This window comes from Dyadobacter sp. HNCC25DJ184, from assembly GCF_056895215.1.
The window spans coordinates 144,002-163,298 of record NZ_JBXHAQ010000009.1 but is presented as its reverse complement, the minus strand read 5'-3'; the positions used below and the strand labels follow the sequence as shown (position 1 = coordinate 163,298).

Sequence of the window (19,297 nt, the reverse complement as noted above, 5' to 3'; positions counted from 1 at the left end):
GATATTAGATTTTGGATTCAGAAACTTATTTAAACTATTCTATTTTTTCAGCTTTGCTTGACTGACATCACTACTTCATATTTTTTACTTTCACCTGGCTCGATAAAAATCAGAGTTCCGTCGGCGCGGGCGCTCGCTTGTCCGGTGAGCGGATGAGTACTCGGTTCCAAACCTGTTACATATTCGTCCTTGCCCCAATGCTGCCAGTTGGCAAACCATGGTAGTTGTTCCTTTTGAAATTTGATTTGCAGTTCTAATCCCAGCTTGTCATTTTTCAAACCACATGTTGATATACCCGCTTCGTCTGCCTCGATATCCACCAGTGCAACTTCCTCTCCTGAACCTAAATGCGATTCCAATGGAGCCGGACACTTTTTAAAAGCATTTCCTTCCTTAAAGATCCTCGCATTTTCCTCGCCATGACGTGGAAACCATTTCCCTTCCCAAAGTATATCTGTTCCCTCGTCGACCAACGGCCAGCCGAAGTTGAAATGATATAGCAACATATGTGGAGCCGGCATATTTCCCCGGTTAATTACTTCATCCTCAATGTATATCTCGGCACTGCCCAATGTACATCTGATCGTACGGCGCAGTTCGAGACTTGGACCAAAAGGAACAGTTTCTTTAATGATTCCGGTAATGCTCATATCCAGCTTTCCCCGGTTCGGATCAGGCTGAATGATGGATTCTATTTCGGCCGGCAAATTGCTGATCAGTCCGTGAAGACCTCTACTTCCAAAACGATCTTCTTCCGGACCGCCTACATGAGACAATCCACAAGTTGTAAGCAAACCGCCTCCAAAAGTTCGAAGCCAACCAATGCCTTTATCTGTAAAAGGTTGGGGAGAAGTAACGCCACCATGACTCAGCCATGCCAGGCTGTGCTCATTATAAAATGCATCTGCGATATCCATTCCACGATCCAGCACAACTTTGAATCTCAGCCCTGTGCCGGTATTAATCCACGCAATTCTGGTTCCCCGACCTGAGCCGTTATCCAAAACCGATGTTTCTATACCCCCAAGCTGCTGATGATTCGAAATTTTATCTTTCCAGTTATATGACATTCGACTTAAACTCTTTGATTTTTTGTATTAAATACGGCTTTTATCCTAATTCGTTTAACGCAGAGTTTTCAGGAGTTAGCGCTGAGTTTCGCTGAGTTTCTTTCCGCGTAACTCCGCGTTTCCTCTGTTAACTTTGCGTTTAACCTTTTAAACTAATGCTTCAAGAGCCAATTTCTCACTCTTGGGTTAAAGTCCTCTGTATCTTCGAAATGGAAAGCATGGCCCAGGTTTTCATACAGAAACAGATCCGCACCAGGGATATTACCAGCAACTTCCTCCGCCATCCAAACTGGGGTGAAAATATCCTCCCGTCCTCCTATTACCAATGTTGGTTTGTCAATACCGCCAAGTTTATCCAAAGCATTGTGATTCACACATGCCGCTGCTTGTCCTTCCAATCCATGTAAAGGCTGTGGCCAGGGATTCACGGCATCCTGTTTCCTGCCAGTTTCCAGCTCGGCCAGTTTTTCAGCATTGTCCCAGGACTGCTTCGCGAATATCAGCAGCTGAATATGGAGACTGAATTCCTCGGGTCTGAAACGGGCTTTCGCCAGTTTCATATGTTCAAAAATTCCTTTTGCATAATCGTCGCATCTTGCCCACGGACACATCAATACCAACGATTTCACCTTTTCCGGATGACGAATGGCCAATTGCTGCGCGATGGTGCTACCCATGGAACAACCTACCACCGCGACATTGCTCAGACCTAAATGATCCAGTAAGCCTGCATAGTCGTCAGCCATCTGTTCCGTTGTGTATGCTCCTGATGGCTTATCCGTTTGCCCAACTCCTCTGTTGTCTCCAACGATGCAACGGAAATGTTTTTGCCAGTCAGCTAAATGGACATTCCATACGGACCCCGCTGCTGTGATGCCCATAATAAGAAGTAACGGCTCGCCCGAACCTCTTTCTTCATAGTAAAAATTAATTCCGTTGGTTGCTATCAGTGGCATATCATTTTAAGCTGTCGGCTTTCGTCAGTCGGCGATCGGTCATGAGTCGATGGCAGATAGCCAGAAGCCGAGGTTTTATTTTAATTGCGGAATTAAATCTTTCTGAATCCATTGACCGTCGTGTAAAGTCACAAAATCTGGATCTTCCAATGCTTCAACGCCTTCATCTTCGCATATAATCCATCCGGAATATCCGATATCCTTCAACCATTGCGTCACTTCCAGCAAATTCACTTTCCCTTTTCCCATCAAAGCAAATTCAGGATTTCCGTCCCAGTCTTTATAATGGACATGATTTATCAGGGATTGGTATTCTTTCATTTTGGTCAAAGGATCCATACCGCCGTTGATGATATGGCCCACATCGGGCGTCCAACCCGTTGCCGACGAGTCCAGCGATTCCAGCACAATTTTGTAATCTTCCTCTGTTCTGATAATCGAACTATGCGGTGAATTGGGGTGATAACTGCAGGCGATACCCTTTTCTGCCGCTCTACGTGACACAGCATTTACCGTTTTAATCAGTCTTTGCTGACGTTCGGCCAGGTCGTGTCGCCCCGTTGGAATCTGGACCGTATTAAGAACGGCACCCGGAAATTTTTCCAATAAACTGATGGCATGGTCGGCGACTTCCCGTTCTCTTTCGGTCTCGTTCTCGCCATTCCATTCCAGCGCAAGCGCCAAAGCCGCAAGCTGGATCCCATTTTCTTTCAATTTTGCTTCTAACAAAACAGGATCGATCAGATCACCCATCCATGTAAAAATGGGCTGAATCCCTGAAAAACCTGCTTTGGAAATAATTTCAATCATATGACCGAGGCGGCCTTTATGGGTTTCCCCATTGCCACTCATATACCATGTATATACCTCAGACCCAAAACGAAATGGAAGTTCTTGTGACATTGTTATTTGGCTATTAGCTTTTAGCGGTTAGCGTTTGGTATTAGTAGTTATCAACTCTGCATTGTTAACAAACGGTACATCAAAATGAGAGCCATCGGGCTTGTTTCATTCGTTCACTCTTGTCGCAATCGTTTTGAAAGACCAATTAGAAAAGGCCATGCTTAACGCCCATCTCACGAATAAATTTGTATCCTTTTTCAGCGATATCCCATGGATCCGAAAACTCACGCCACACACCAATCGCGTTGGCAAAGTCAGGATCATTTCTTGAAAAAGCTTCAATCGTAAGCCAGCCGGAATATTTGATATGAGCGAGAGAAGAAAAGGCATCGTCCCAAAGTACCTGACCGTCGCCGGGTGTACCACGGTCATTCTCGCTGATGTGTACGTGAGCCAGATATGGCTCTATTATTTCAAGTGCAGTACTATATTTCTTTTCCTCAATATTGGCATGATGGGTGTCAAACATTGCCCGCACGTTGGGGTGAGCTGCTGCTTCCACCAGCTTCCGAAGCTGCACTGTTGTGTTGCACAAATAGCATTCAAAACGGTTGAGCGCTTCCATCGCAAAGGTGACGCCAGCCTGAGCCGCATAATCTCCCGCCACGCTGAGAACTTCACCTGCAAGGGCATATTCACTGTCAGTGGCTGGACGGTTGACAAATACGGTGTGTGCAGAGTGAAACGGGCCGCAAATTATCTTCGCATTCAGGTCATATGCCCGATCCACAGCCCACTTGATCTTGTCAATGGCTTTGGCCCGTACCTCAGCAGACTCGCTGACCGGGTTATCGTCTTTTCCCAAAGTCATCACGGCTGTTGTTTCCAGTCCGGCGTCCTTTGTATATGCCCCCATTCTCTGAAAAGCGGCCGTATCGGAGCCTCCGAGATAAAATTCAACACCGTCGTAGCCAATATTCTTGAGCCTGTCGATGATCGGAAAAACATCGTCTGAAACTGTTGCGGTCCAAGCTAAAACATTAAATCCTATCTTATTCATTGTTAAATGGTATCAGACCACCGGCGGCGAGCCGATGGTCAATTTTTATTCAAAGAAAATTCATTGTTTGATTCGGATATTCTTGTATTCCACACGCATCGGAGGTCCCACGTGAACCTGAACACCCAATTTTCCGCTTGCCTTGCTATTCACAGAATCGTTATCAGTCACGTCAGCCATTAAAATACCATTGACATAGTGCTGAAGACGGTTACCTTTTGCTACGATGCGGATCTCGTTCCACTCCTCACTTTTGATTTTGGTTTTCAGTTCGTCTGAAGTTCCCAACGATCCTGTCACGGTTCTTCCCAACCAGGCGTTGTTTTTAAGATTAGCTTTAAACGCTTCGGCAGATTTGTCGGTCGGGTCGTTGACAGTGACGATCTCACCGCGATATGCTAATGTTGTTCTTTTACGTTCTTCGTAATTTTGGCCAGTGTAGCGATTAGCGCCGTCAATATCAGCCTGATATCCGCGTAATGCGTTAGGGATATCTGTCAATTGTTCACTGCGGTAGTTTATTCCTGAATTACCTTTTTCGGTAATTTTAAATTCAGCTTTCAATTCGAAATCTCCGGGATTACCTCCTTGCCATACAATGAAAGAGTTGGTTTTCAGCAAAGTTTCGGGGGTAATTTCTCCTACCAGATTTCCATCTTTGACGCTCCAATACTTCGTGTCGCCTTCCCAGTTTTTGAGCGATTTTCCGTCAAAAATCTTAACGAAACCTTCCTTGTCCTTTTTTTGAGCCAAGCAAGTTTCGCCTGTAGCAATTAACCCAACAGCCAGCATCAAAGCGGCTTTAACGAATTTAAATTTCATTATGATAAAAAATTATAGGTTTAGGACTCTGAACTCTGCGACTCCCCTTATGCCAAGAACGAACGAAATTGTCCAAACTCTCGAAAAAGATGAAAATAATATCCAAAAATTCCTAAAATACTTTATACGACTATCCTGTACTAACCTGCCTTTTGTTTTTTACTTCGGCCATCGGCTTTCAGCAATCGGCCACGAATGCCGAAAGCAGGTCGCCGAAGTTATAATGGTAACGGATCTCCGTTCGTTTTCAGTTTAGGATCAAAAACTGCGACTCCCACGCGCGAATCGGCGCACCCATAATAGAGATACCACTTTTCTTTGAAATAGACCATCCCTTCAATAAATACCGTCCCTGCTACATATTGACCACTTTTTTCAAATGCCTCCATTGGCCTGAAAAACGGCACGTCCATCCTGGCCAAAACCTTTGACGGATCATTTTTATCAAAAAGCACCTGACCGGCGCAATAGCTATTGCCAGTAAAACGCTTGTCTCCGTGATCCTTATTGTTTTTGCCGTTATAAAGTAGCACAATTCCTTTTTCTGTAAGAATTGCCGGTGGACCGCATTCCGTCAAATCGCTATCAAAATACCCTTTTCTTGGTGATATCAGATTGACAAGATTAGTATCCTTATCCACCAGCGGTTCCCAATTGACAAGATCCGTCGAGGTGGCTACATTGACATTAGACTCTCCAAAATATAGCCAGTATTTCCCATTGACCTTCGCAATGACCTGTTTACCGTCCACCACTTTTGTCAACAGCGAAGCCGATTTAGACCAAATTTCATTGAATTTACCGCCATATGCTTTTTGGAAAGCCGGGCCATGTTTGTCCCATATCTTAAGATCTCGGGAAGTTGCAATACCCACCCGTGCCTTGTCCTGATTCCATTGGGTGTATGCAATCACATACAGACCGTCCTCTGTGACGGCAACCCGCGGATCTTCGCATCCTCCCGGCCATTCGTTTGCCTTCTGACCATCTTCGGCAGGATATAAAACGGGTTCTTTGCTTCTCAAAAAATTAATTCCATCAGTACTTTCCGCATATCCAATTCTTGAAGTTCTTTTACCAATTGCCTTTCCCGCCTTATCCTCTGCCCGGTATAATACGACGATCTTTCCGTCCTTAATTGTTGCAGCCGGGTTGAAAGTATCGTTCGATTCCCAATCAATTTTCCGTTTGTTCATTGGGCAAAAGAAGGAAGTCGTGCTATCCGGGGATATAACCGGGTTGACACCGGCCGGTCGGACAAAACCGCCAAAGGCCCAGTCGGGTAATGTGTTCGCCTTCTGCCCAAAACTGGCCTGAAAGGTAAGAAGCAGAAAAAAGGCAATAATTCTTAAGTGTGCCATACAGGTATAATGGTTGATATATATGAAAGTCGGTGAAGGTCCTGTACTACCCTTTTTGGCCTGAAGCAAAAAATCCGGAACAGCGACTGCTCCGGATTCCTGATATTCAAAAATAATAGATTACAAGTTGGCTACCACATTTACGTCCAAAGTAAACTCGTCCATGATCGCCTTGTCTCCCAGGTTTTCAAAGAAGTTCGTCGACCTGAATTTAATATCGTATTTGGTGCGGTCAATCGCCACCTTTGAAACAGCAGTCAATTTTTTACCGTCTGTGGTAATCGTTGCCGGGAATGTGACTGGCTTGGTAATGCCTTTGATAGTCAAATCTCCAGAAACAGTATATTCATTTCCGCTTTTTGGCGTCACAGAGGTTATTACCAATTTCGCCTGCGGGAATTTCTCAACCGAGAAAAAGTCATCGCTTTTTAAGTGATTCGTCAACTTTCCGTTCATGTCAGCATCTTTCACGTCCTCTACCGTCAGAGATTTCATATCCATGATCACCGTACCGCCTTTAATCTTATTTTGATCAACTATGATCGTTCCACTGTTGATAGGTACAACGCCCTGGTGGGTTCCGGTTACCTTTTTTGCATTCCATACGACCTTACTGCTCTTCGTATCAATCTGTACGGTCTTATCCTTGGCCTTATCGTCTCCTGCCATCGCCGCAGTTGATAACCAAAGTCCTGCCATTGCAAACACAAATAATTTTTTCATAAACAAGTAATTAAGTTAAGATTCAGAAATTGGTTAAAGTTATCAATCACGTTTAAAACTAAACTTGGGGTAATTCTACTCCACTAATATTATGCAAAATTACTTTACCTTCCCTCCAGTCTTCCAGACCGGAGACCGCATTAATATGACCTTTTTTACCTATATTAATTAACTCGCTTCCCCAGTCTTCTGCAAATTTCTCAGCTCTCTGAATGGATGCATATATATCATTGGTGCTTGCAACAACATACGATGGGAATGGCAGCTTTTTCTCAGGAATAGGCCTGAAACCCACTACAAACGTTAGTCTCTTCGACAACTCCACATCAGCAGGCGCCACTAGCAACGCTCCTTTGACAAATGGTGAGGAAAATTCCTGTGCCCAATGCGCCACTGTTACACAGCCCATACTGTGAGCAACAAGATACACAGGATCAGTCAGTTTCGAAACATATTCCTGTAATCTGGCTACCCACTCATCTTTAACGGGCCAATCCCAGTTATCTTGCTTTACTCTTGAAAAATACTGTGGATACTGGCGTTCCCAAATACTTTGCCAGTGGCCAGGGCCAGAGCTGGCCAGTCCCGGAACCGTCAAAAACCTGTAACTCATATATTAATTTCTCCTCTTATTTTGCTGATGCAACACACCTGAAACCCAAATTATTAGTTCCGCTCGAAATTTCTCCCTTACCTCTGCTGCCGGCCTTATACCGGATACAATATTCATCACTACACAAAAATGATCCTCCACGTTGTACCTTTTTCACAGCACCCGGTTCATCAGGGTCATAGCTGTCGGAAGGCCCAGTCGGGTTACTTTTCGGACTGCCTTTGTAATAGTCTGGTCTGTAAAAATCCTCGCACCATTCCCATACATTCCCGTCCATGTCATACAATCCGAATGCATTGGCCGGAAACGATTTAACGGGCGCTGCGCCAGCATATCCGTCTTCCTTGCTGTTTTTATCCGGAAAATGTCCCTGATAAATATTGGCAATCCATTTATTTCCAGGCTTCAGTTCGTCACCCCAATAGTAGGTATGATTACCCTTATTCGCTCTGGCTGCATATTCCCATTCCGCTTCGGTTGGCAATCTTTTTCCTGCCCATCTGGCATATGCTGTAGCATCTTCGTAACAAACATGTACGACCGGGTAATTTTCCCGTCCTTTGATAGAACTCTTAGGTCCTTCGGGGTGAGCCCAATCGGCACTTGCGACGTAATTCCACCAAACCAATGGATTTTCCAACGAAACCGGCCCTGGCGTTGGCGTAAAAACCGCGGATCCCGGAACCAGCTTATCGGCAGGAACGTCTGGATAGTCCGCTGGATTTAACGGGCGCTCTGCATATGTTTTGTAATTCGTAGCTGCAACAAACTTTGCAAATTCCGCATTCGTCACTTCATGGTCGTCCATGTAAAATGATGCAACCGAAACCTGGTGCAAAGGTCTTGAATCAGTAAATTCATCTGAACCCATTAAAAACGATCCGCCCTGAATGAACACCATATCCTTTTTATCGGCAGTTCCTTCTGTGACCAATGACGCGTTCGATATCGCAGCTCCTCGCGAAGGAATTTTCTCTGCTATACAATGCGCAAGGCTATCCGCTTTCCTTTCTTCGGCGGTTTGTTTGCTTTGGCACGAAAACTGGAGGAAGGCCATGATACCAACCACAGCCAGACTTATCCCCTGATTCTTAATCCTTAGGTTTTTCACTACTCACTTGTTAAAATTTCACTTTGCCTTCGCAAGAACATCTAATGCCTCCACGTCTTTATATGAGGTCATCAAAGTTTTCAGCTTTCCTTTCAGGTCCTTGATCAACGGTTCGTTTTCCTTTACGCCATAGATATTCTTCATTTCCGTCGGATCTGTTTTCAGATCGTATAACTCCCACGAATCGGCGCCACCATAGAAATATACCAATTTGTAACGCGAGGTTCGGATACCAAAATGAGGATACACGTGGTGGGGCTGTGGAAATTCATAATAGTGATAATACGCCTCTTTTCTCCAGGGAGTTTTCGCGGTAACACTCTTGTTCAATAACGGAAGGAAAGATGTACCCTGCATTTCGGCCGGAACTTTTGCTCCTGCCATAGACAAAATACTCGGAGCCCAGTCGATATTCAACATCAAATCATTTATTTTGGTACCAGGTTTTACCACTCCCGGATAACGGATCACAAAGGGTGTTTTCAGCGATTCTTCATATATAAAGCGTTTGTCAAACCATCCGTGCTCACCCAAATAAAAGCCTTGATCTGAAGCGTAAATCACGATCGTATTTTTAGATAAACCACTCTCATCCAAATAGTCGAGCAACTTACCAATATTACGATCAAGCCCCTTCGCAGTGGCCAGATAATCTTTCAGATAACGTTGATACTTCCATTCAACCAACGCCTTGCCACTCAGCTTTTTGGATTCGAAATCAGCGCCTATTTTGTCGTAATATGCCTTAAATACTTTCTTTTGTTCATCATTGAAACGGTTATATATATAACCTTTGTCGTAGTTCGGATTCACCTTAAGATCTTCACGAAGCCTCATCGTCTTCTCAATCGTCATGTCCTGATCTGCCGCTGCTGCCCGTCCTTTGTAATCATCATAAAAATTGGCCGGCATCGGGAAAGTCTTGTCGTCGAAAGCACCCAGATCCTGCAGGTCAGGGAGCCACTCGCGATGAGTTGCCTTATGGCCAACGATCATGAAAAACGGCTTCGCTGTATTCCGTTTGTTAAGCCAGTCAATCGAGAATTTCGTAATTAAATTGGATACGTATCCGGTATATCTCGTTGTGTCGTTCGGCATACTGATGAAATCGGGGTTGTAATAATGCCCCTGATCTGGCAAAACATTCCAGTAGTCGAACCCGGTTGGGAGGCTATTCAAGTGCATTTTACCAACCCACGCCGTTTGATACCCGTTTTTTTGCATTTCCTTCGAAAGCAAAGTCTGATCTGTGTCAAATTTCGTACGATCGTTTCTTTTATATCCGTTCAAATGGCTGTACTTGCCCGTTAACAAGGTTGCACGGCTCGGCCCGCATATCGAATTGGTAACCAGCGCATTGTAAAATATTGCACCATCCCTTGCAATCCTGTCAATATTGGGTGTTTGCATCAATTTGCTACCATACGCACTTATAGCCTGGTAGGCGTGGTCATCCGAAAATATAAAGATGATATTGGGTTTCGATTCCGCTGTGGCCTTCGGTGCCTGCGCATGAAGATCATTAGCGATTAAAAACCCCAACAAAATGACACTCAGTGAATGAATTTTAAACGATTTAAGCATTATTAAATATTTTCTATGACAAATGGTTTAGGATGAAATTTCATCAGACCATAAAGAAAGTCGAAATTCAAAGAAATTACAAGTTTATAATGTCTATTGATTAAGTATAGTTTAAAGATAGCTATTTTATTTCAGAGAGGAAACACTCGTTAACGATTTTGAGAAAATTCATACTTTTAGATTTGTATACTTACCTTTGCAGCTCAGGTATCCCGCTTTGATCCGACAGATATCTCATCACAAATTTTACCATTGAAAACTCTTCCGGGGATCCGGTCTGTTGCTGGTGATGGGTTAAAACAATTTTGGCGGATTTGTCCATTTTATTAAGGGAGCACAACTCATTTGTGCATTTGCATGAAGCAATCTAAGAATTACCAAATCATATTGGCGGACGACGATGAAGACGATATATTCCTCTTTCGGGAGGCACTTTCGCAGATTTCTGTTGAAACCAATCTGGAAATAGCTGAGAATGGAATGGCGCTAATTAACATGCTGGGGGAAAAAAGCGAAGCGCCGGACATCATTTTTTTGGACATGAATATGCCAATTAAGAATGGACTGGAGTGCCTGTTGGAAATTCGTAATTCACCTGTTTTCAAGGAAACACCTGTTGTCATTTTATCAACGTCAACGCAACAATACTTGCTTGAATCTACTTTCGATGCGGGTGCTAACTATTATATTCAAAAACCCAACAGCTTTGACAGCCTGGTTGAGATTATTCAAAAGAGTCTTTTCGCCCAAACGAATAGCAGCGACATGCAATCCATGGAGCAGTTTTTTATCAGAACAACGAACAACCTATCCGATTAAAATTTCAGAAACTGTAGCTCAACCGGATGTCCATTATAAAAGCCCATACCCCGTTAAAAGCGAAACGGGATATGGGCTTAAAAGTATTTATTAAAGCCGCGAGAGCAACTCCTTCTTCTTCTCCTTGTATTCCTCCTCTGTAATCAATTCGTCCTCGTATAAGGTCTTCAACCGTGCGATCTTTCCATATATGGCATCTTCCTCACTGCTCGACGTGTGGGGAGCGATCTTGGAGTGAACATCGTAAAGTGGCTCGGGAGTGGCTTGCTTTTCCGGCTCGGAAACGATAGAAAGCTCTCCAATATCTACCGCCCCATGTTGGCTGCTGACGATAAACGAATTCGTACTCCCTTGTTGCTGAGACACGCCGGAGATCACGTGATGCTTGGTATCATAGATATAACGCTTACCCTCTTTATCAAGAACCAAGCGCTTTACTGTGGGAAAATAAGCATATCTGAAATTATTCTGAGAGCCTGACGCGCTCGGCTGCCCGAACACCGCCGGCCAATGAGTGGATTGTCCCTGATGAATTTCTCCCACGCTATCTTTTTCAATTTCGAAAAGACCGCCCGACTCAAGCTTCCGCGCCAATGCAGAAGATAAATTATCGACCCTGGCTTTAAGGCTGTTGTTAAACATATCTCCGACCATCGTCATTCCACCTTTCATCCATTGCCCATTGCCACCCAGTTCGGGTATATTAAACTGTGCCATGCTACCATTTCCAGCCTGAATGGCTAATAGCAAATCGCGGACAGTCTCTGGTTTCACTTTATATTCTGAGGCAATTTCTTCAACGATTTTTTGCCCCTCTTCTGTCAGTTTTTTCATTTTATTGAGTTTTTGATCTGATAATCAATGCTAAAAGCGTAAAAATCGTGCCAATTTGAGACTGTTTGAAAATAGAATACATTAACTCTTTATTTTATTACACCTCACTGACCGAGCTGTTTGCGGTATGTGCAGACTTATTCTCCACCCTCCTCAGTAAAATATCACTTCACTACTACAACATTGTAATATTCTAACTCAGCGATACACCAACTGCCTTATGTATCGGGAAAAAAGGTTGCGTAATTGAAACATTGGAGAAACTTCTAATCAATTTCTTCGTATCAATGATTCAACATTTGACAGTATCGTTATGAAAAAAAGGCAGTCCGAAGCGCAACTTTACATCTCCTCCTGCGGGTACGCTACTTTCCCGTCCAATAGATCTATTCGCCCCGACCAATCAACCAAACAACAGCATCAGTGCCCCATCATAGGAAATGAGAGATTTTGTTCATTAAGATACCTTGAAACTCTTTCGATATGAAATATTACTTATATAAAGCTGTAACAGTACCGTTCAAAATGATATTGGCTTATATTTCTATGCTTAGTATAAGAGATAAAAAGCTTTTTGTATTTGGATCGTGGGATGGTAATAAGTTCGCCGACAACCCCAAATATCTATATCTCCAGACGTTGAAGAATCCCGATCTCCGGGCAGTATGGGTTACTCGTAGTGAAAACGTTTATAAACAGTTATGTGACTTAAACCTGCCGGTTCACAAACAGCTCAGTATCAAAGGCATTTACTATCAGCTTCGTGCCGGAGCCTGTGTTGTTTGTTCACATCCAGGTGATGTTTTTATATATCTGCTCGGCAACGCAGTTCATATCAATCTTTGGCATGGGGTTTCGCTTAAGAAGGTAGTATTTGATGATCTGATTTCAGGAATAATGGCTGGTGGCTCACTCAAATCCCTTCTGTTCAACGTTCGAACCGCAATCTTCAATATTCCTTTTAGAAAAGAGTATGTTGCCGCAACCAGTGAAGCGATGGCCACTATCTACCTAAGTGCTTTTCGAAAGGACAAAAGCAAGATATTGAATCTGGGACAACCAAGAAACGATGTGTTTTACGATGACTCTCTTGAAATCGAGAGATTCAAGTTGAAAGAGAACTTCGATCGTATTGTGCTCTACATGCCCACTCACCGGAATAGCGGAGCTCAAAAAATATCGCTGACTGAAATACTAGATCTCGAAAAACTCAACGCTTACCTGGCATATCACAACATCCTGTTTGTTGTTAAAAAGCACTATTATCACCTCCATGAAGAAGAACCTTCGATATCAGCACTCTCCAATATATGTGATATTACCCATCAGGATATTGATAGTCAGGTTCTACTCAAACATGCGGATATTTTAGTTTCTGATTATTCAAGTGCCTTCATCGATTATCTGTTACTGGATCGTCCGGTAATATTCTACAATTACGATTTCGAAAATTATCTGATAAACGACCGTGAATTATATTTCCCGTATGATGAAGTGACCCCAGGGCCGAAGGTATCAACGTTCGATGACTTTTTCGATGCATTAATAAATTCCATAGAAAATCAACAAGACCATTTTGGCCCTGAACGAAAACGGGTCAGAGATTTATTCTATTCAACCAGTAACCAGGGACTTACTGGCGCAAAAATGTTAGCATACATTAATGGCACAATTCTACGCAATCCAATTAAAGAAAGTTCTGAAATCAGGAATAAGTAAACTGATTCAATATGAATAAATATGAATGCTAATTTGAAAGGAAATACCAAAAGTAATTCTCATATTTTTTTTACCAACACATCGGCACTATTCTTTATACAGATAGCAAGCTACATTTTACCATTTTTATTAATTCCCTATTTAACACGTATCCTAGGTACCGATATTTTCGGTATCGCAGCATTTGGCCTATCGATTGTCCAAATCTCATCGATGATTACCGACTATGGATTTAATCTATCTGCCACTTACGAAATCTCGAAACAAAGGGAAGATAAATTATTTGTAAACAAAACAATAGCAGCAGTCTTCGCTTGCAAGTCAATAATACTGCTCGTCGTTGTGATTGGAATAGTATTTTTTAGTTTGTTTGAGAATAAATATGAAACTTACACCTCCTATTTTCTATTTCTGACACTCCCTGTTTTTGGACAAACCTTTCAACCCATCTGGCTTTTCCAGGGAATCGAGAGAATGGTCCCTATAACCATTTACACGATATTGTCGAGAATTTTATATCTAGGATTAGTAGTATTATTTGTTACATCTCCTGACGACTTAAAATGGGTCGCCATATCGAACGGGATTGCCCATATCGCTGCAGCTGTTGTTGGAATCGCCTTATTTTACAAATTAGGGTTCAGACCAATCTGGCCGGGATGGAATTTTGTAAAAACTTCCATGGTGAATTCAACAGAGTATTTTTGGTCACGTGCAGCATTGGCAACATTCACCTCAGGAGGGGCATTCTTTCTAGGCCTTTTCTCAACTCCCCTTCAGATCGCTTATTATTCTGCTGCGGAACAAATATACCGCGGAACGCAATCGCTTTTTGCGCCGGTGAGTCAGGCTTTATATCCTCATATGGTTCAACATCGAAACTTCCCACTTTTCTTCAAAGTTATAAAAGTAGTGATTGCTATCTGTATATCAGGCTCATTAATAGGATTTTACCTGTCCGACTGGGTAGTAAGCTTTGTATTCGGATCAGGATTTGAAGGGAGCGGTTCCATTTTGATAATATTCCTGATCGCCATAGCGGCCAACGCCCCTTCGGTACTTCTCGGTTATCCATTCTTAGGTGCACTAGGCCAAAACAGATTGGCTAACAGGAGTGTAATATTCGCCGGTTTGATTCAGATTCTCCTCCTGGCGTTTTGTTATTTTATGAAATTGACTTCTGGATTCTATGTCGCCTGTACCGTATTGATAATTGAAATTGCAGTGCTTTCATTGAGAGTATTTTGGTCAAGAAAACTATATATAGGAAAACATTTCAACTGAGATATTAAAAAAATAGTATACGATATCAATATATTTTAAGAAAATGAAAGAGCATATATTACCCTTGAAAGAAATCTTACATGATCACTATGAAAGAGGGGCGGCTGTTATGGCATTTAATATCCAGAATATTTATCAACTGGAATGCCTTTCAAAGTTATGCGCGGAGAGTAATTTTTCTGCAATTGCACAATTTTCTGCAAAATATATACCATATTTTGATAGCTTATTTGGATTACTTGAATTAGTAAGAAAATATCAAAATAATGGTTTATTTCTTCATTTAGATCACTGTATTGACCAGGAAATAATCAAATATTGCATTGCATCTGGGTTTGCTTCCGTAATGTTTGATGGGTCGACGTTAAGAATCGAAGAAAACGCAAAAATCAGCGATACATTATATTCATATGCCAGTCAAAACGGCACACTATTAGAAATAGAACTAGGTACAATTGGTGGTATTGAAGACGGATTTGGAACTGATCAAAAATCGTTCTATTCACAAAAGGACTTAAAATACCTAGTTGAAAATACAAGGTTTGATTTGTTGGCTCTGGCAATTGGAAATGCCCACGGTGTTTATGAAAATTTATCAGATGTAAAAATTGACAAACTTAAGGAAGCAAGGGACTTGATTGGCAATACGCACTTTGTATTGCACGGCGGAACGGGTATGACTGACGAGATGATCAGAACAGGAATTAAACACGGAATTGTTAAGATTAACATTTCAACCGCCCTTAAGATCAAACATTTAGAAACTATGACCAATTTTTGCAGGGAAAATAAATCATTCGACGAACTAAAATTTATTGATTACTATATGCACACTGTCACACCATTCTTTCAAGAATTTCTTGATAAATTTAGTATAATATGTATCTCATAATAAACCTGGGACTAAAATCTATCAGAGGGATTATTTTTGATGAATTAGGAGAGCAAATATTTGCCATTTCATATCCAATCCATACGTCGCTATTTGAAGACAAGGTGGAACAGGATTCGTCCGAATGGATATGCTGCCTTGAAAAAATACTTTCCGAAATCGCTGGACAGACAAACCTTAGTTCGAGGATAACGCATATCGCAGCCACAACAAGTTCATCTTGCATTCTGGGATTAAACGCTCATTTCGAACCCGAAACTCAGGTTTTGATGGTCTCTGATAAGAGAGCATCCGTAGAAGTAGAAGAGATCAATAAATTTATCGGGCAACTTGAGAATAATACTACTCAAAGGTTACTTAACTCAACATCCTGCCTTGCGCCGAAAGCATTGTGGTTTTTGAAACACCGTGTTTCAACCTTTAAAAAAGTCAAATATTGGTTGGGAGCCGGAGAGATCATCAACCACTACTTTACCAAAGAATTGGTGACGGATCCGATTAACGCTGCAAAGTTTCTTCACAACGGATCACAATACGAAGATTCGTTGTTAGAAAAAATTGGTCTGACGAGTGATAACTTACCAAAGGTTGTTGAGATTGGCACTTGTCTGGATGTTTCCGGGAAAGTAATAGACAAATACAAGCTGTCTTCTGCCTGCAAATTTATCGTGACCACTTATGATGCAATTTGTGCAGTTATTGGCTCTGCCACCGGCGGCGATAGAAATGCATGCGATGTCTCAGGAACTGTAACCTCTGTCCGGATTTTGAGCGATCAGGGCGTTGCAACGAGATCAGACAATCTTCTTATCCAGTCTTTACCGTCTCTGAACAAATATATAATTGGATCTTCTAATAATCTGGGCGGTGGAATAATTGAATGGTTTAAACAATCCTTTTTTCAATCTGATGAAAATGAGGTGTATTACGAAATGGAGAATTACGCACAACAGTCCAGTATCGGGAGCAAAGGCATCGTTTTTCTGCCATTTCTTCTCGGAGAACGGTCTCCTTTCACCGCTCACAATGCCTCGGGTACATTTTTCGGTATAAACAGAAGCTCAAACATCAAAGATTTTACCAGAGCTGTATTCGAATCTACCGCCTTCGTCACAAGGGATTTGTTAGAATTAATTGAAGATAATGGCATACGAATTGAAAGCCTGTCAGTGAGCGGTGGCCTGGCACGCTTTGATACTATAAACCAAATAAAGGCTGATGTATGCAACAAACCAGTGCATGTGACAGAAAATTTTGAGAGCACTTCCATAGGTGCTTTTATATTGCTGTCGCTCGCTATCAAGAAATATGATTCCTTAGAAGAAGCGAGTTCCAAAGTAGCCAAAATCAGAAAAACGATTTACCCCTCGAAGAAGAACTATCAGATGTATGACAGGTGTTTCAAACTCTACCGAGAACTAAATCAGCAACTCCTCCCGATGTACGAATTGCATAAAGAAGTGATGTCAGGTCAGGTATCTTTTAAAAATGAGATAGTGAAAAACTTATGAGTTTCTACAATATACCTACGAAAATTTTCATCGCAGATTTAACAACCCTCGTCAGCGAGATCGCTTTATTAAATGTAACTAATATTGCAGTTGTCAGCAGTCCGACTGTATTCAGAATTTCAAAAGTACAGGCTTTTGTCCACCAGCTTTCAAAAGAATACCAGGTGGCATCTTACGCAGATGTAAAGCCTGATGCCCCAATTGATTATCTGGACGGAATTATTGACCACAATCCGAAACCTGATTTAATTATCGCCATCGGCGGCGGCTCAGTGATAGACTCCGCCAAAGCGCTCTCTCTAGGTTGGCAGTCCGCAACCATCAACGAACTCTTTTATCGAATAAAAGGGCTTCCTGCTGGAAAAATCCCGGTAATAGCGGTGCCCACCACGGCTGGCACAGGAGCTGAGCTTTCTTATGGTGCAATTTTGTTTGATGTTCCAAAACAGTTTAAAAGTGGAATCCGGGGAAGCATTTTGCAACCTCATATTGCTTTTCTGGATGTTGAGCTTTACACTTTTGCGCCCAAAATATTGATCGCAGAAGCGGGCTTCGACACACTTACTCATGCTATCGAAACTTACGTATCCACGGCGGCAACGGCATTGGTTCGATATCAATCAGTGGCGGCCATAAATACAGTTCTTAATCACCTGCATGGAGCGGTGAAAGGGAGCGTCTCTGATATGGAAAAGATGGCTATCGCTGCCACTATGATGGGGCAGAATTTGGCACTAAGCTCTACTTGCCTCCCCCATCGAATACAATACAGCTTGGGCCCGAAGACTGACACATCTCACGCTCAGGGGTTAATCGCATTATATAAAGGTTGGTTAGAAGAAATTTCCAAAACTGATGTCTTTCGCGAATTGGCCTATGAGATCGACCCTGAAAAAGGAAAGCTGGTTGAAAGAATAAAGGATCTGAAAACAGTTTTGGGAATTGATTATTCCATATCTCAATTCGGAGTAAGCAAAGATTCAATTGAGTCAATTGCAAACGATGTGACGGGAAATCTGTTCAATGATCCCTGCTATCAATCGAAAGAAACAATAATTAACATTTTGACTAACTCACTATGATTGGCGTAATACTGGCGGCTGGAAAAGGAAGCCGATTAGGAGAACACACCACTGACCTTCCGAAATCTTTACTAACTCTGAACGAATCAAAAACACTTATGGACTACAACATCGATATACTCGAAACGATTGGTGTCTCCACGATTATGGTCGTAACGGGTTTTAATGCGGAAAAAATCGAACGACATCTTTCCCGGAAAAACAATATAGAATTTGTGTACAACCCATTTTGGGACTGCTGTAACGTTTTGGGCTCGCTGTATATGGCACTGCCTTTCATTCAAGAAGATTTCCTGTTTTTGCATGCGGACACTTTAGTTGATATAGATGTTTGGACCAAACTTCAGAAGTTTGATGGAGAGATGGTTCTGCCATATATCAAAAAAGCCTGCGGGGAAGAGGAGATGAAAGTAAGGCTGGATGAAACGGGCAAATTACTCGAGATCACGAAAGAAATGGATTGCGCTTCGGCCGACGGGGAGTTTCTTGGAATTGCCAAATTTTCGTTCCAAATCAAGTCATATATGCAGATGACTGCCGAGAAATTGTTCAAGCTCGGAAAATTGAATTACTACATGGAAGCCGTTGTGCAGGAAGCTATATTAGAGGGTAAGGATGTAAGATCGTTTGACATCGGCGATGCCCGATTCATTGAAATCGATTTTGAAGAAGACTATATCCTGGCAAAAGAAAAATTTAGTTTATAATGCCAAACGTCACTAAGCGCTCAGAAAATAACTAAGCAATCTTGAAACTTTTGTCTGCCCACAAGTTGAATAGATAGGGTTTTTGTTGACTCAGGTTCTACCGAAGTTAGTTGATACTCCTTTATCTGCCCTCATCTGAGAAAAGTAATATCGATTATTTTCAGGTATACCTGAAAAGTATATGTTACTTTGCATCATACTCCTTACTATAAAAGTAAAACATTACTAATCAAATACTTATATAATCTACTCGTATCGAATTTTTGTTTGTGTGATCTGAGGTTATTCTTAGAAAATAATTGCTTT

At 42.1% G+C, this 19,297-nt stretch carries 18 protein-coding genes; 7 read left to right on the top strand and 11 right to left on the bottom strand.

Translation table 11 applies throughout. The features are described from left to right. Positions 1-47 precede the first annotated feature (47 nt). The 10 genes from AC1XUD_RS15340 to AC1XUD_RS15295 form a co-directional block, all read right to left on the bottom strand. A complete protein-coding gene (locus AC1XUD_RS15340; RefSeq protein WP_483361903.1) occupies positions 48-1,070 on the bottom strand; it encodes an aldose 1-epimerase family protein in 1,023 nt (340 codons plus the stop codon). 152 nt (positions 1,071-1,222) lie between these two features. Next, on the bottom strand, positions 1,223-2,026 hold the full coding sequence (locus tag AC1XUD_RS15335; RefSeq protein ID WP_483361902.1) for an alpha/beta fold hydrolase: 804 nt from the start codon (positions 2,024-2,026) through the stop codon (positions 1,223-1,225). A 75-nt stretch (positions 2,027-2,101) separates the two neighbouring features. Further along, a complete protein-coding gene (locus AC1XUD_RS15330; RefSeq protein ID WP_483361901.1) occupies positions 2,102-2,929 on the bottom strand; it encodes a sugar phosphate isomerase/epimerase family protein in 828 nt (275 codons plus the stop codon). 145 nt (positions 2,930-3,074) lie between these two features. Then, positions 3,075-3,929, bottom strand: a complete 855-nt coding sequence (locus AC1XUD_RS15325) for a sugar phosphate isomerase/epimerase family protein (protein WP_483361900.1) — start codon at positions 3,927-3,929, stop codon at positions 3,075-3,077. Positions 3,930-3,989: 60 nt separating this feature from the next. After that, positions 3,990-4,751 carry a 3-keto-disaccharide hydrolase gene (locus AC1XUD_RS15320; protein ID WP_483361899.1) on the bottom strand — a complete coding sequence of 254 codons (762 nt, stop codon included), beginning with the start codon at positions 4,749-4,751 and terminating at the stop codon, positions 3,990-3,992. Between the two features lie 218 nt (positions 4,752-4,969). Further along, positions 4,970-6,112 (bottom strand): glycoside hydrolase family 130 protein, encoded by a 1,143-nt coding sequence (locus AC1XUD_RS15315; RefSeq protein WP_483361898.1) that lies wholly within the window; start codon positions 6,110-6,112, stop codon positions 4,970-4,972. Positions 6,113-6,232: 120 nt separating this feature from the next. Beyond that, on the bottom strand, positions 6,233-6,835 hold the full coding sequence (locus tag AC1XUD_RS15310; RefSeq protein WP_483361897.1) for a YceI family protein: 603 nt from the start codon (positions 6,833-6,835) through the stop codon (positions 6,233-6,235). A 58-nt stretch (positions 6,836-6,893) separates the two neighbouring features. After that, the gene (locus AC1XUD_RS15305) at positions 6,894-7,448 is read right to left on the bottom strand and encodes an RBBP9/YdeN family alpha/beta hydrolase (protein WP_483361896.1); all 555 of its coding nucleotides are present in this window, start codon (positions 7,446-7,448) and stop codon (positions 6,894-6,896) included. 16 nt (positions 7,449-7,464) lie between these two features. Further along, positions 7,465-8,505 (bottom strand): formylglycine-generating enzyme family protein, encoded by a 1,041-nt coding sequence (locus tag AC1XUD_RS15300; protein ID WP_483361977.1) that lies wholly within the window; start codon positions 8,503-8,505, stop codon positions 7,465-7,467. Positions 8,506-8,577: 72 nt separating this feature from the next. Then, positions 8,578-10,143, bottom strand: coding sequence for a sulfatase family protein (locus tag AC1XUD_RS15295; RefSeq protein WP_483361895.1), 1,566 nt, complete (start codon positions 10,141-10,143; stop codon positions 8,578-8,580). Positions 10,144-10,500: 357 nt separating this feature from the next. Between AC1XUD_RS15295 and AC1XUD_RS15290 the strand changes: the two genes are divergently transcribed. Then, positions 10,501-10,962 (top strand): response regulator, encoded by a 462-nt coding sequence (locus AC1XUD_RS15290; RefSeq protein WP_483361894.1) that lies wholly within the window; start codon positions 10,501-10,503, stop codon positions 10,960-10,962. Positions 10,963-11,052: 90 nt separating this feature from the next. On the opposite strand, the gene AC1XUD_RS15285 is transcribed toward AC1XUD_RS15290, so the two are convergent. Further along, entirely contained in the window at positions 11,053-11,796 is a 744-nt protein-coding gene (locus tag AC1XUD_RS15285; RefSeq protein ID WP_483361893.1) for an SHOCT domain-containing protein, read from the bottom strand. Between the two features lie 483 nt (positions 11,797-12,279). Between AC1XUD_RS15285 and AC1XUD_RS15280 the strand changes: the two genes are divergently transcribed. From AC1XUD_RS15280 to AC1XUD_RS15255, 6 genes are read left to right on the top strand one after another with little or no spacing between them, the layout of a single operon-like run. Beyond that, a complete protein-coding gene (locus AC1XUD_RS15280; RefSeq protein ID WP_483361892.1) occupies positions 12,280-13,515 on the top strand; it encodes a CDP-glycerol glycerophosphotransferase family protein in 1,236 nt (411 codons plus the stop codon). Between the two features lie 21 nt (positions 13,516-13,536). After that, on the top strand, positions 13,537-14,799 hold the full coding sequence (locus tag AC1XUD_RS15275; protein ID WP_483361891.1) for an oligosaccharide flippase family protein: 1,263 nt from the start codon (positions 13,537-13,539) through the stop codon (positions 14,797-14,799). 43 nt (positions 14,800-14,842) lie between these two features. Continuing rightward, positions 14,843-15,691, top strand: coding sequence for a class II fructose-bisphosphate aldolase (locus AC1XUD_RS15270; RefSeq protein ID WP_483361890.1), 849 nt, complete (start codon positions 14,843-14,845; stop codon positions 15,689-15,691). Next, the gene (locus AC1XUD_RS15265; protein ID WP_483361889.1) at positions 15,679-17,202 is read left to right on the top strand and encodes a xylulokinase; all 1,524 of its coding nucleotides are present in this window, start codon (positions 15,679-15,681) and stop codon (positions 17,200-17,202) included. Before AC1XUD_RS15270 ends, AC1XUD_RS15265 begins: the two co-directional genes overlap by 13 nt. Next, the gene (locus AC1XUD_RS15260) at positions 17,199-18,284 is read left to right on the top strand and encodes an iron-containing alcohol dehydrogenase family protein (RefSeq protein ID WP_483361888.1); all 1,086 of its coding nucleotides are present in this window, start codon (positions 17,199-17,201) and stop codon (positions 18,282-18,284) included. Before AC1XUD_RS15265 ends, AC1XUD_RS15260 begins: the two co-directional genes overlap by 4 nt. Beyond that, positions 18,281-18,991, top strand: a complete 711-nt coding sequence (locus tag AC1XUD_RS15255) for a phosphocholine cytidylyltransferase family protein (RefSeq protein ID WP_483361887.1) — start codon at positions 18,281-18,283, stop codon at positions 18,989-18,991. The genes AC1XUD_RS15260 and AC1XUD_RS15255 overlap by 4 nt, the downstream gene beginning before the upstream one ends. The last annotated feature ends 306 nt before the right edge of the window (positions 18,992-19,297 follow it).